10 protein-coding genes and 1 pseudogene are annotated in these 13,978 nt (G+C 61.1%); 8 read left to right on the forward strand and 3 right to left on the reverse strand.

The features are described 5' to 3' along the window. Positions 1–108: 108 nt before the first annotated feature. The 3 genes from G6N42_RS29305 (at position 109) to G6N42_RS29315 (ending at position 2,722) form a co-directional block, all read left to right on the forward strand. Entirely contained in the window at positions 109–900 is a 792-nt protein-coding gene (locus tag G6N42_RS29305; RefSeq protein WP_163738534.1) for a phthiotriol/phenolphthiotriol dimycocerosates methyltransferase, read from the forward strand. A 160-nt stretch (positions 901–1,060) separates the two neighbouring features. Further along, the gene (locus G6N42_RS29310) at positions 1,061–1,861 is read left to right on the forward strand and encodes a class I SAM-dependent methyltransferase (protein ID WP_163736443.1); all 801 of its coding nucleotides are present in this window, start codon (positions 1,061–1,063) and stop codon (positions 1,859–1,861) included. Between the two features lie 168 nt (positions 1,862–2,029). Beyond that, positions 2,030–2,722: a rhamnosyl O-methyltransferase gene (locus G6N42_RS29315; protein WP_163736446.1), complete on the forward strand. Its 693-nt coding sequence runs from the start codon at positions 2,030–2,032 to the stop codon at positions 2,720–2,722. Positions 2,723–2,911: 189 nt separating this feature from the next. On the opposite strand, the pseudogene G6N42_RS29320 reads toward G6N42_RS29315, so the two are convergent. Beyond that, positions 2,912–4,480, reverse strand: a pseudogene (locus G6N42_RS29320) (MFS transporter); the annotation flags it as partial. A gap of 257 nt (positions 4,481–4,737) precedes the next feature. Here G6N42_RS29320 and G6N42_RS29325 point away from each other — a divergent pair. Next, a complete protein-coding gene (locus tag G6N42_RS29325) occupies positions 4,738–5,547 on the forward strand; it encodes a TylF/MycF/NovP-related O-methyltransferase (RefSeq protein ID WP_163736452.1) in 810 nt (269 codons plus the stop codon). A 129-nt stretch (positions 5,548–5,676) separates the two neighbouring features. Next, complete coding sequence (locus tag G6N42_RS29330; RefSeq protein ID WP_163736455.1) at positions 5,677–6,942, forward strand: glycosyltransferase; 1,266 nt, start codon at positions 5,677–5,679, stop codon at positions 6,940–6,942. A 128-nt stretch (positions 6,943–7,070) separates the two neighbouring features. Here the strand turns inward: G6N42_RS29330 and G6N42_RS29335 are convergent, their stop codons facing one another. Further along, positions 7,071–8,669 (reverse strand): GMC oxidoreductase, encoded by a 1,599-nt coding sequence (locus G6N42_RS29335; protein ID WP_232076416.1) that lies wholly within the window; start codon positions 8,667–8,669, stop codon positions 7,071–7,073. A gap of 321 nt (positions 8,670–8,990) precedes the next feature. On the opposite strand from G6N42_RS29335, the gene G6N42_RS29340 reads away from it, so the two are divergent. Further along, positions 8,991–10,259: a glycosyltransferase gene (locus tag G6N42_RS29340; RefSeq protein ID WP_163736459.1), complete on the forward strand. Its 1,269-nt coding sequence runs from the start codon at positions 8,991–8,993 to the stop codon at positions 10,257–10,259. Between the two features lie 70 nt (positions 10,260–10,329). On the opposite strand, the gene G6N42_RS29345 is transcribed toward G6N42_RS29340, so the two are convergent. Next, positions 10,330–11,391, reverse strand: a complete 1,062-nt coding sequence (locus tag G6N42_RS29345) for an NAD-dependent epimerase/dehydratase family protein (RefSeq protein WP_163736463.1) — start codon at positions 11,389–11,391, stop codon at positions 10,330–10,332. 364 nt (positions 11,392–11,755) lie between these two features. On the opposite strand from G6N42_RS29345, the gene G6N42_RS29350 reads away from it, so the two are divergent. Together G6N42_RS29350 and G6N42_RS29355 are read left to right on the forward strand one after the other, a co-directional pair. Beyond that, positions 11,756–12,457, forward strand: coding sequence for a class I SAM-dependent methyltransferase (locus G6N42_RS29350; RefSeq protein ID WP_163736466.1), 702 nt, complete (start codon positions 11,756–11,758; stop codon positions 12,455–12,457). Positions 12,458–13,712: 1,255 nt separating this feature from the next. Next, positions 13,713–13,943, forward strand: coding sequence for an MbtH family protein (locus G6N42_RS29355; RefSeq protein WP_163738541.1), 231 nt, complete (start codon positions 13,713–13,715; stop codon positions 13,941–13,943). Positions 13,944–13,978 lie beyond the last annotated feature (35 nt).

Below are 13,978 nucleotides of genomic sequence, written 5' to 3' on the forward strand. Positions count from 1 at the left end.
CTAACGCGGTGGGGGGCGATATCTCGGTGTGTCGAGCTAAGCCACCGCATTGAGAGATGAGGCCCGCACATCGGGTCGCGAAGGTGAAAGGACACGCCCGTGGGAATCATGGATCGCTTGAACTACCACCCGCTTATCTGGAACCTCGGCTACAAACTTCAAAAGCGCAGTTATCGCAACATCACTCGTAGGTTCGACGCCGACGACGTCGTATTCCTCAACTACGGTTACGAGGAAGACCCGCCGATGGGGATTAGCCTGGATGCCGGGGACGAACGGGACCGGTATCCCATTCAGCTCTACCATCGCACCGCGACTCAGGCCGGTGATCTCAGCGGTTCCGATGTACTCGAGGTTGGATGCGGCCACGGTGGTGGCGCCTCCTATCTAGCGCGCACCCTGCATCCGGCCCGTTACGTGGCATTGGACCTGAATCCCAATGGGATAGACTTCTGCCGCCGGCGCCACCAACTGCCGGGGCTGGAATTCGTCGTCGGCGACGCCCAGGACCTGCCGTTTCCCGATCAGTCGTTCGACGCGGTGATCAATATCGAGTCTTCGATCCACTACCCGGACTTTCGGCTGTTTCTTACTGAAGTGGAGCGGGTGCTTCGTCCGGGCGGACGGTTCCTCTACGCAGACGGCCGCTTCTCTCCTCATATCTCTGACTGGGAGGCGGCCTTGGCGAGTGCGCCGATGAAGATGCTCTCGCACCGGGACATCAACACGGAGATCTTGCGCGGGATGGATGAGAATTCAAAGCGCTGGCAAAAACTACTCGATCGCCACGACTCCAAGCTGTTGCGCGCAACCTGTCAGTTCGTGCAAGGCTCGAAGGTCTATCGCGCCATGGAGAGCGGGGAATTCTCGTACCGCATGTACTTCTTCGCGAAAGACTAGGTGCCGTGTCGCTGCGATATACCGACGGAGAAGGGCACATCGATGAGGTTGGGCCGGACGGGATCCTCGACCCGTGAGTCCTTGCGGCGAGTACGCTTCAAGGCCGTGACTGCTTTGGTTCGCCCCAATGGGTTCGTGACGACGTCAGTTCTGAGCCGCCGTGCCGGCTGACTTCGAGGTGACGAATCTGGCCGCCAGGTCACTGAAGTCGATCAACTCTCTTAGACGGAACTCGATCAACTCCTTTGTGCTCTACGTCAATAGCTCCGGCCCCGCGGTGCTCGGCAGGTTGGAGTACAGGTTGAGATCAGCGCGCTCGAACTGGGGCGAACCGCTGAACGGTCAAACTGGCCGGTTAGACCTGTGCCGGCAGATCTTCGCGGAGTTGCCGCCAGCGGCGATCGTCGAAACAGGCACTTTCATCGGGAACACAACGAAGTTCTTCGCCGACTTCGGTGTGCCGGTCTACACGGCGGAGAAGAAGCCTCGGTATCACGCCTTTGCAGAAGAACGGTTTCGTTCGGCGCGTGACCGGGTGCACGTCGTGCTGGCAGACAGCCGCGCCCTGCTGCGTCAGCTGGCCGCGGATCCGTCATTTCCGAAGGATGGTGTCTTCTTTTACCTTGACGCACACTGGTATTCAGACCTACCGCTCGCCGAGGAGATCGAGATGATCTTCGGATCATGGCAGCGGTCGGTCATCATGATCGACGACTTCGCCGTCCCCGGCGACTCCTACAGTTACGACGACTACGGGCCTGGCGCGGTTTTGAATGACGAGTATCTCGACACGCTCGGACGCAGCGACATACTCAGGTTTTATCCGTCGTTACCGGCCAGCCAAGAAACCGGCGCCAAGCGCGGCTGTGTCGTCTTGTGCGGCGATCCCGACATCGGACTCCGGCTCGGCAAGTTGCCAAGTCTGCGGTCGGGCACAACGCCTGCCGGCGGGCTCGCGTAGGCCCCTTTGTTGAGAGGTCCAGTCGGAAAGCCGAATTGGAGCGCCCGTGCCGTCTGCAACCATGAACATTCGAGCCGTACGCCGCCAGGGGCAACTCCTGATAGTCTCGCTTCGCTACATTTGGCAGACCCTATTGAAGTAATCGGGCAGTGCCGTGAGGGGAAATAAATGGGTGTGATTCGGCAGATAGCCAGCGGAGTGGCCGGAGCCATTTACCGGCCCAGCGACGCGATCGCCGAGGAATACCACAAGTGGTATTACGGCACGATGGTGTGGCTTCACACCTCCTGGATGGGTGTTCCGTGTCAGAAGTCGGTCAGCGACATGTGGAATTACCAAGAGATCCTCTGGTCGCTACGCCCCTCGTTGGTTGTGGAGTTCGGCTCGTTTCAGGGTGGCTCCGGTGTTTTCTTCGCCCACATATTGCGTCAGACCGGACAGCGGTTCGCGGTGTTGTCGGTCGACATCACGCATCAGAATCTGCATGCCAACGCGGTGAAGGATCCCGACGTGGTGTGGTTCGAGTCGTCATCGATTGCACCGCAGGTGGCTGAGAAGATCTCTCAGTTGCGATCCGAATTTCCGGGCCCGGTCTTCGCGATCTTGGACAGCGACCATAGCCGCGATCATGTGCTGGCCGAGATGAAATCGTTGCGGCCCCTGCTTCGGGCCGGGGATTACATGATTGTCGAGGACTCCAACGTGAACGGCCACCCGGTGCTTCCCGGAATGGGCCCGGGTCCTTTCGAGGCGATCGAAGACTACGAGGCGGAATTTCCCGACGATTACGTTCACGATCGAGAGCGGGAGGTGAAGTTCGGGTTCACCTTCGCCACGAATGGCTTCATGATTCGGAAATAGTCAACGATTCGAACGGCTAGCCTGCTGTTGGCTGCGCGCTTCGTAGTCGACGCGTCTGCCGTCGTCGGCGCTCTCAGAGCTGTAATCCCGTTCGAAAGTGGTTGCGCTGCCACGGGTGTCGCTGATGTCGTGCGTGGGTGGGGGATCTTGTGCGGGTTGGTTTGCGGCGGCGTCGACGGCGGGATCTTCGGCGTCGCTGACCTCTTTGGCAGCCTGCGCATGAGCAACCTCCTCCGCTGAGTAGCTGATAAACAGGACCACGAAGCCGACGGAGACGACCGCCCCGGCCAACCACAGCAGACCGTAGGTGATGCCTTGGTCCAAGGCATTCAACGCGACGGCGTCCATAGAAGTCACCGGTCCGGTGGTGCCGCCCAGAGCTAATGTGTGCGAGGTGATGATGGCCTGGATGACGGCGAGCACGATCGGGCCGCCGAGGTTCTGCAGCATGAGCGCAATCGCCGAGGTGGGGCCGATCCGGTCCAAGCCGACGCTGGCGATCAACGATAGTCGAAGCGGGACGTTTGCCACGCCGATCCCCACAGCGGCGACGACGAGCGGCACCATCAGGTTCGGGAAGTACGGCGCGTCGCGGGTGAGCGTCGAGGCGTAAAGGGTGGCGCCAAGCATCAGGCTCCCGCCGGCGATCATGACCACTCGGGGGGACCACAACTTGACTAGACGTGTCGACGCAGCAGCCCCGAGGGCCACCGCAATGGCGAAGGGGAGAAGGGCAAGGCTTGCGCGCAGCGCGCTGTAGCCCATGACATCCTGGATGTACAAGGCGACCAGCACCATCAGAGTGAACAGCACCCCGCCGGCCAGGAATACCGCCGCGAAGATGGCCAGTCGGTTGCGGTCGTTGAACAAGGTGAATGGAACGATGGGGTTCTCGGCCGTTCGCTCCACCAGAATGAATGCCACAAAGGCTCCGACAAGCAGCACCACCGAACCGATCGAAATGGGGGACAACCAGCCCTTCTCCGGTGCCATCGTGAAGCCGTACACCGTAGCGGTGCAGATGAGCGTGGCCAACACAGCCCCGCTGACGTCTAGCTTCATCCGCTCCTTCTGAGTTTCTCGCAGGGCGGCGCGAGCGAGAATAAGGACCAGTAGCCCGAGCGGAACGTTCACCAAGAACGCGAGTCGCCACGACACCTCGGTTAGAGCTCCGCCGACTACCAGACCGCCTACCGAGCCGACGCCGATCATCGCGCTGAACACGGCCATCGCGGCGTTGCGCATCGGGCCCTTCGGGAATGTCGTTGCCACCAACGCGACCGAAGTCGGGGCGAAGATTGCCGCGGCGACCCCTTGCAACAGCCGGGCAGTGACGAGTGAGCCCCCGTTCCAGGCGATTCCGCACACAGCTGAGGCCACAGTGAACAACGCAACTCCGACGATGAAGACGCGCTTGCGCCCAAAAGTGTCGCCCAAGCGACCGCCTAGCAGCATCAGTCCGCCGAAGGTCAGGATGTACGCAGTGATGACCCAGCTCCGGCCGGCGTTCGACAGGCCTAACTCGCTCTGAATTTTCGGGAGCGCGACGACTGCAATGGTGCCGTCCATGATGGACAACAGCTGCATAGCACCGATAGCGGTCACTGCGGCTATGAACCAGCCGGGCGGCCGACTCGAAGACCGCATTCGACGGTGCCTTCCGGTCTGTCTGTTGGGGACGGCCTTAGCTCGTTCCGCAGGCTCTGTTGTCCATTGTTGTCGGGGAGGTAATGTCTGCTCCGCATCCTGAGAAGCCATCGCGGATCACCCTACAGCAAGGCGAAAATATGTTAGCTGAAAAGGGGATACGAGCGGTCGACGACCTCGTCGGATGCGGCGCTGGCACTACCAACGCAGCAAATGGTTCAGCCCCCCGTCGATCACTTTGCCCCTTGACGCCGCCGACGTCGATGAAATAACACAATGTTGGTGGCCTCCGGGACAGGCCGAAATCGGGGGTCTAAACTCATCGCCGGCAACACCGGCAACGGCAATCGCAGTGGATAGGGGCAGTTTTGGCCGTGACTGATCGCGATGTGCGACCTTTGTACCTCGATTTGCTCCGACGGAATCTGACCAGATATGGGATGCACGAGCGGATGCCCGCACGGTGGTCACTACGGCGACGCCTCGTCTTCAAGACCGCCAATGCAATTCTGCCGATGCTCAACCGAGTGAGCCCGTTCGGTCAGACCAAGCGCGACTTGGGCGTCGACTGGCCCGCCGAGGCCGAGACCATGATCGGCATGCAGAGGCTCACCAGTCTGCAGCATTGCGTCGAAACGGTGTTGGAAGAGGACATCCCTGGCGATCTGGTCGAGTGCGGCGTGTGGCGCGGCGGCGCCTGCATCCTGATGCGCGCGGTCCTGGCGGCATATGGCGATGAGAAACGATGCGTCTGGCTAGCCGATTCCTTTGCAGGCTTGCCACGCCCCGACACCGCAAATTATCAGGCGGACAAGGGGATTCGGCTTGACCTCTTTGCGGGAATATTAGGAGTGCCGGAATCGGAAGTCAGGGCGAATTTCGAGCGCTACGGGTTGCTCGATGAACGCGTCCACTTTCTTCCAGGGTGGTTCAAAGACACGCTTCACGATGCGCCGATCGGACAGATAGCGATACTGCGACTCGACGGCGACCTGTACGAATCGACGATACAAGCTCTTGACGCCCTCTACCCGCGACTGTCCCCTGGGGGTTATTGCATCATTGACGACTACTCGATCCCGGCGTGTCGGCAAGCGGTGACGGATTACCGTCAGAAGCATGGGATATGCGCGGAAGTTGTCGACATCGACGGGACCGGTGCGTTGTGGCGCAAGTGATCTCGCTCTAATCACCGGGACCCATGGACGATCTCGGTCTATCAGATCCAGACGCGTTCATCCGCGAACACGAGGTGACACTTCATGGTTCGCGACGTCCACGGATAGTGAAAGGCTACGGTCCCCGAGATGAAATTTGTCCTTGCGTTTTATGGAAGTCGTGGCGATGTCGAGCCGTGTGTGGCTGTTGGCCGTGAGCTCCTTTGCCGGGGCCACGACGTGCGGCTGGCCGTCTCGCCGAACCTTGTCGAATTCGTTGAGTCGGCGGGGCTCACGGCCGCTGCATTCGGGCCGGATGCGCGGACATGGCAGGAGCTGCACCGCGACTTCATGATGCACCTGTTCCGCAACTTCTGGCGCGTTCGGGAGCTGATCAAATTGGCGCGCGAAGACTGGAATTTGTACGCCCAATTCTGGAGGGAGGCAAACACCACGCTGACATCGCTTGCCGGAGGGGCCGACTTGTTGTTCGCCGACGCGGGTTTTGATCAGCCTGCGGCAAATGTGGCGGAGTACTTCGACATTCCATTGGCGACGTTGCATACCTCCCCGCTGAGAGCGCATAGCGAGTTGGTCCCCAAGTCGTCGCCGCTGATTCGCGTTGCGATGACATTCTCCAAGTGGCTGGGTTGGCGCTTGGCCAAGAAGTTCGAGGACGCGCAGCGTCGTGAGTTGGGCCTGCCCAGGGCGACAAATCCGTCGCCGCAACGTATCGCCGAACGCGGTTCGCTGGAAATTCAGGCCTATGACAAGGCGTGCTTCCCGGGGGTGGGGGACGACTGGGCTGAGAACGACCGCCGACGGCCACTTGTCGGTGCGCTGACAGTGGAAATGCCGGCGAAAGCTGACGAGGAAGCCTCCAGATGGATTGCCGCAGGAGCTCCGCCGATCTTCTTCGGTTTCGGCAGCATGCCGGTCCAGTCTCCGGCCGACACGCTGGCGATGATCGGTGCGGCCTGTGCGGAGCTGGGCGAGAGGGCGCTGGTTTGCGCCGCTGGGACTGACTTCAACGACGTTCCGGGTCTCGAGCATCTCAAGGTGGTGGATACGCTCAATTTCGCGGCGATCTTTCCGTCCTGCCGCGCGGTCGTGCACCACGGTGGCACGGGCACCACCGCTGCGGGCCTGCGCGCAGGCGTCCCCTCTTTGATCCTCTGGACCTGGCTCGATCAGGCGCTGTGGGGGGCTCAGGTCAAGCGGTTGAAGGTCGGAACTTCCCGACGTTTGTCGAGTACCACCAAAGAGTCGCTACTTGAAGACCTACGCACCATACTCGCCCCGGATTGCGTTGCCGAGGCTCGCGACTTCGCGACCAAAATGACCAAACCGACCGAAAGTGCTGCGAACGCCGCCGATCGCGTCGAGGCCTTCGCCCGCGCCCGGTTCATCGGTTGATCGATGACGTCGGAGACGTGCACACGTGGGCGGCACCGAACTTGATCGCTAATCTTGTTGTGCTGGTGTATGTTTCACGGTCCGCCAGCACGCATGCCTGGTCTAAAACATCGATCTGATCGGTCGGATTAGCTGGCGAAATGCGATTGGTCGATATGGGCGGCCACCCGCAGTGCGTTGGCGGCCACCGTCAAACTCGGATTCAAACCGGCGCTGGACGGGAAGAACGAGCTGTCGACCACGTACAGGTTGTCCACTTCATGCGCCCGATTTTGGGGGTTCAAGACACTGGTCATCGGATCGGTGCCGAAGCGGCATGTCCCGCAGACGTGGCCGAGCGCCTCGTTGTCTTCGGCGCCCCGCAACGTGATTTTGCGAAACGGTTTGAAGACGTCTCTCAATTGTCCCAAAAACGTTGCGCGGCGCTCGGTCTCGCTGGCGTGAAGACGATATTGAATTTTCAGCCGCTGGCGCCCGTCAGGGCTGGGTTGATCGGACGGCAGGACGCGGTTGTCCAGGTAGGGCAGGTCTTCCATGAGCGGGGCCAGCACCAGCCCGCCAGTGAAGAAGCGCTCATAGACGCGGCGCGCCGCTGGTCGTACCAAACGCAACGCACTTGCCTTGAGGCCAGGGCGGTTAGTGAGCAGTTCCATCGGCGGCATTGCGCCGAACGATTGCACGGTGCCGTACTTCTCACCCTCCCAGAAGTAAAAATCGTTCAGCCCGATCTCCTTGTTCGGGTCTGTGATCTTGCTGTTGGACTCCGGCCAGATTTCGACCAGATCGATCAAATGGCGCATCAAGTTGCGCCCCACCCAGTCTGAACTGTTCGCCAGTCCGCCTGGCCAATCACCGGAGCGCGAATTGAGCAACAACACGGGCGTAACAAGCGCCCCGGCTGCAAGGACCACCACCCGGGCTGTCAGCGCCAAAGTGCCGGAGCGGTCCTCGCAGATCACTTTGCGGACGTGTGTGCCGTCCGCTTCCAGGCGCACCGCTCGACACTCGGACAACAGGTGGGCGCCGTGTTCGGTCACCGCGGGCAGCACGCAATTGCGGCTTGCATCGCCTTTGCATGCATTCCAGCAGAGGTGGCTGTGGCACGAAGCGCAACCATCGCTGTAATCGCACGCCATGGGAAGGTGGTAAGGATGTAACCCTCGGCCTACCAGATAGTCGACCAGCCGCTGATTGTCTGCGGAAAACGGTGGCGCCGCAGGCAAATTGATTTCGGCCGTCTCCGGCCGTAGGGGATCGGGTTGCCCGCGGACCCCTAGCAGCTTCTCCGCCTCGGCATACCACGGCGATAATTGATCGTAGGTTATCGGCCAGGCTTCTGGCACGGTGGAATCGCCGGGGTGGCGGAAGTCTTGGCGGGGGGTGAAATCGCGAACGAAAAACCGCTCGCAGGCCATGCCGTAAATAGCCGATGACCCTCCTGTGCCACTGCCGAGGTACGGCACGAACCGCCGCGAGAAGCGTCCGCTGATGTCTTGGATCTCGTCGGTGGAGCGTCCAGCTCGGGCCAAGGCGTCGTAATAGGCTTCGGCCGATCGGCCGGCCAGCGGCTCGGCCACTTCCGGCAGCGCGCGAATGGTTCCCGGCTCGCCTGGCAGTGTGGAGCGCCCCTTCTCGACGAACAGCACGCTGCGGCCGGAGCGGGCCAGCGAGTAGCCGAGCATCCCGCCCCCCATACCGGTACCTACGACGATCACGTCCCAGGTCACACGTTCTGCCTCGCGTGCGCTCAGCCCGCCGTCAGCCAATCGAACTCCTAGCAAATGAGAGCCAGCATGTTGCCCGGTTCGGACGAATCACGAAAGTACCATCGACCCGGTACGGACAGTCCTGACCGCGCGCATCCCCCGCGCCAGCTCTCCGGTACCCGGCGCTGCCAGCCACGGATGAACACCTTAGCGTTCGGAGTCGAGGGCGATCGATGGGCCACAGCGAACCCCAGACAACGGACCACGGTCCCAGAGACCGGGATAATTGCGGACGCCCTGATCTCGCGCACGCGCACGGGACATGAAAGGCTATGACTCGCGATGAAATTTGTGCTGGCAAGCTATGGAACTCGTGGCGATATCGAGCCTGCGGTGGCCATCGGCCGCGAATTGCAGAGTCGCGGGCACGAGGTACGGATGGCGGTCCCGCCAGACCTGGTCGCCTTCGCGAAGTCGGCTGGGCTTGTTACAAGCGCTTACGGGCTTGAGACGCGGGCGTGGATAGACGCGTACCGCAACTTCTGGACCGCCGTCTTTCGCAATGTTTGGCGGATAGGGGAGCTGCGCAAGCTGTGGCCCGAACTCTACGAGCCACTGGTCGTGTGCTGGGACGAGATCAGCACAACGTTGACGTCGCTCGCTGACGGGGCCGATCTGCTGTTCACCGGTCTAAGTTTCGAACAGCCCGCGATAAGCGTCGCTGAATACTACGACATACCTTTGGCCACGCTGCATTATCTCCCGGTACGGGCCAATGGCCAGCTCCTGCCGTTTCTGCCGGCTGCGTTGGGGCGCGCTGCAATGGCGACATACGACTGGGTGGGTTGGCGCATGGACAAGAAGCTAGAAGACGCTCAGCGTCGTCGGCTGGGCCTACCGAAGGCCACCCGTCCAGCGTCGAGGCGAATCGCCGAACGCGGATCGCTGGAAATCCAGGCTTACGACGACGTGTGCTTTCCCGGGCTGGCAGCCGAATGGGCGCAACAGAAGTATCAACGACCCTTCGTCGGTGCACTGACGATGGAATTGCCGACGGCGACCGACGGGGATGTCGCCGCGTGGATTGCCGCTGGGCCGCCGCCGATTTTTTTCGGGTTTGGCAGCATGCCGGTGGAATCTCCGGCCGACACGTTGGCCATGATCGGGGAGGCCTGCGCGAAGTTGGGCGAGCGAGCGTTAGTGTGCGCGGGCTGGAGTGATTTCGGCGGCGTCTCCGAAGCCGGGAATGTCAAGGTTGTGACCGCGGTGAACTTCGCGGCTGTCTTCCCGTCCTGCCGTGCGGTCGTGCACCACGGTGGCGCAGGCACCACAGCGATCGGTCTGCGCGCTGGGGTGCCCGCGCTGGTCCTTTCGATGGACGTCAATCAGACGGTTTGGGGCGGCCAGGTGAAACGACTGAAGGTTGGTACTACCAGGCGCTTTTCAAGCACTTCGCCAGAAACTCTGGTGGAGGATCTCCGCACCATCCTCGCCCCGGACTACGTCGCTCGGTCGCGTGAGCTAGCCAACCGTATGACTAAACCTGGCGAAAGCATTTCCGCCGCAGCCGATCTCTTGGAGGAGAAAGTTCGTCTGGAGCATGTGGGCTGATTGGCGAGATCAGTGACACCGCCTGAGTTGGATCTCAGTTCTCTTCAGACGTGAACACGTGTTGGATTGATCAAGAACGTGTTTCAGGTTGTTCGTCGATCCATTTGAGCAGTCTGTGCAGACCGTCCTGCAGGGTCCACTTTGGGCGCCAATGAAGGTCGCTCAATGCCGGCGAGATGACGCAACTGGCGGCGCGGACGTCACCGTCGCGGAATTTTGGAACGACTATCGGTTCGGGGGCGTTACAGATGAGGGCAACTTCGCGAGCGAGTTCATGGATGGTGGTAGCGATGCCAGACCCGATGTCGAGGCAGCGCTGCTCGGTGGCCGGCGCCTCCACCGTGGCGAACAGCGCATCGGCGACATCGTCAATGAAGACGAAATCTCGCACGATACGGCCATCTTCGTAGACCTCCAACGTGCGCTGCGCCCGGGCTAGTCGAGCGAAAAGGGCGACTATGCCAGTGTAGGAATTGGTCAGAGACTGGCCGGGTCCGTAGACGTTCTGCAGCCGCAGCACGCTGAGGCGGGTGTCGTGCGCGGCCGCCCAGGCCGACAACATGTGCTCCTGCGCCAGCTTTGTCGCGGCGTAGATATTAGTAGGCCGAGGTTCTGTCTCGTCTGCGCGGCTCGGCAGCGGTACCGCAGGCTCATCCATGGGCCCCTTGGGGTCCCACACACCAGCCGCCAGCTGTGCGTGGCTCCGAGGGCGCGGATAGAAGTTGCGTGTACCGCATCGCCATGCCCCCTCGCCGTATACGGCCCGTGACGACGCGAGGACGAGCTGGTCGGGCACGAGTGCTGAGCGGCTCAGCGCATCGAGAAGTTGCGCAGTGCCGACCACGTTGACCGATCCGTGCCGCGTCGCGTGGGTGAGCGATTGTCCTGTTCCCGTCTCGGCCGCCAAATGGACGAGTTGGGCGGGCCGAAACAGCCGGAGCACAGCATCCAAGTCAGGGGCGTGGGTGACATCACCGGTGAACATCTTTACGGATGGCGGTAGGTCGATCGCTTGGCGACCGCCGTGCACCTGGGGGTGCAGCACGTCCATGATTGCGACCTCGTGACCCGCATTCACGAGGCGGCGGGTCAGCGCGCACCCGATGAAACCCGCACCACCGGTGACGAGCACGGATGTTGACAATAGCCGAAGCCTCCGGTTCGTCTGCCGAGCCGAATCAGGTGACCGTACCCGATTTCGGGGAGCGTCGGCTGGTCGATAGTATCCGGAACTCTGTCGGCATTACCAAGACACTCTTGCTCACGAGACTCAGCACCGAGTGAGCGGCGTTGCGGCGGGCGGGGATTAGAGTCATCCGCGAAGCTCGCCCACTCGATGGGTCGGCCTCCGTGCATCCGTGCCCTGTGCCTCCCTCGTGCGCGACTTGCTCTAGACTCTGGATTTCAGGCATCGAGTACGGGCGGCAGGTTCACTCGCTGCAGTTGCGTCATGCGCGCAAGCGCCAGGGCGTCCAAACACCGGGAGGGATTGTCGCGTGAACCGCAAGAAGGTGGTCCGGCGGGCGCTCGACGGACGACCAACGCCCGTCTATTTGGAGATCGGTGTCAAGCGCGGAGCCGCGTTTCGGGGGATCTCCGCCGACGTGAAGGTCGCCGTGGATCCGGCCTTCAAGATCCCGCCGCTGTATCGCCGGCTTGCCGAGGCGAAGGCGCGCGAGACCCATTACTTCGAGATGACCAGCGACGACTTCTTCGCGACGAAGGAGGACTTCCTCGAGCAGCGCCGCATTGACGTAGCGCTGATCGACGGGCTCCACACGTACGGCCAGGTCCTGCGTGACGTCGAGAACACACTGCGCTACCTGAAAGACGACGGCGTTATTGTCCTGCACGACTGCAACCCTGCGCTCGAATCGATCGGCTATCCCGCAGAGTCGATAGCCGACTTCTCAGCACAGCACCACTGGTGGAATCTTCTCTGGAGCGGGGACGTCTGGAAGGCGATCGTCCACTTGCGGAGCACTCGAGACGACCTGCGAGTCGCGGTTTTGAAGTGTGATTTCGGCGTCGGGATCATACGGAAAGGATCGCCGGATTCGCGGCTGCCCTACACCGTTGAGGAAGTCGAGGCGCTCGGCTACTCAGATCTCGCGGCCGACCGCAAGCGGTTGCTCAACCTGAAGTCACCCTCGTATGTTGGCGATTTTCTGGCGACAGAGCGCGAGAGTAAAAGGTAGCCCGGGCCAGGGTGGCCTCGACGTTTCGGGGTAAGCAAGTCGCAGCGACGTTGACCACCTCCACGCCCTGCGTGTACCTAATCGGCGTTCAGCATCCACCACAACCCAGGCGGTCGCCGGAATTCGGCGGATAACGCGCCGACCGGTCCGTGACGAGCTCGCGTGGCTATGTAGTCATTAGGGGAGGTGGACCCTTTTTGGGGTGACATTTGACGCGTTCGTCGAGGTCAGCAATCCACCGAAAATTTAAGACAGCGTCAATATTAATCGGATCTTCATGATTCTCGGATGCGTGGAGCGCCGTGCGCATTTACGGTCTTCGGTACACTGGCCGTCGAGAGACGTGAAGTGCGTTACGCTTCAGAAATAATTGGCGAACCGCCACAGGCTGTACACGCGCTTTGTGTAACTGTTTTGTGAGGCCATTGTGATTGTTCGCTGAGTGGCCGTTAACAGTCTTGATGGTAAGGCGCGTTTCGCTACATCGGCTCGAATTCGGGTCGCCAGAATCGGCGTGAAATAAACGGATGAACGCACAATTGCACGTCTGGTGACCTCGGTTGCTGGACGGTTCTCGACCATAGTTCAAATAATCGTATTGGCGCATGGAAAATAATTCGTCTCGCATAACACCGACGAGTTACGGTAAATAAGCAACTACTGGTAGCGGTCGGTTGTATAAATCAAATTACGCGTTTTGCGATGGACCCGCGTGGTGGTCGCGGTGGATCGTGCGAGCGTGCCGCCCTCCTATGCTTGGCGAAGGCAGGTATTGCTCTGCGAGTGCGGGCCGCGAGATGCCGCCCACCTGAGATGCCCCGACTGTCGCGGTTCAGCAGGATCGGCGCCCTCGACCACCCCGACTCGGCACGCGGATCGAGCGCCTCGGCCATGGGCGCCCCTCCTGGGCAACTAATTCTCTCGCCGAAGCCGGGAATTTGCTGTCAACTTGGTTAGCGGCATCAAGATCGCGTTCGCTCGCGACGGCCGCGGAAACTTCACTTGAGCGGAGGGGTTCCAAGGTGCCGACTTGCGCCCAATTTCTAGTACGAACACATCGTTGCAGGTCGTAGCTTCGGAGGGTGTTTCAGCCCGGGCTATGCACTAGGCTCAAATTGCGAACCGCGTCACTAAGATGGTTTACTGGGGCAGCGTTGGGAACCGTGCCAGGGACTTTGCCGAAACCCTGACCGACTCCATCGGCCTCCAGTATGGTGGAACGGTTCCTGCCGAAGTTGACAAGGTCTGGAGTAACGTGAGCATCAACCCGTTCGATGACGACAATGGCAGTTTTTTTGTCTTGGTCAACGACGAGGAGCAACACAGCCTATGGCCGACCTTTTCCGACGTCCCTCCGGGCTGGCGCGTCGTTTACGGTGAGGCCGACCGGGCAGCATGCCTGGAGTACATCGAGCAGAACTGGGCCGACATTCGGCCCAAGAGTCTGCGCCAGCGTCTAGAAGCCGGCGGAGCGCTCGATAAATAGGTTGTCTAAATTTGCGGACTTTTTGGGGGAGTCGG

This window comes from Mycobacterium gallinarum, from assembly GCF_010726765.1.
GTDB lineage: Bacteria > Actinomycetota > Actinomycetes > Mycobacteriales > Mycobacteriaceae > Mycobacterium > Mycobacterium gallinarum.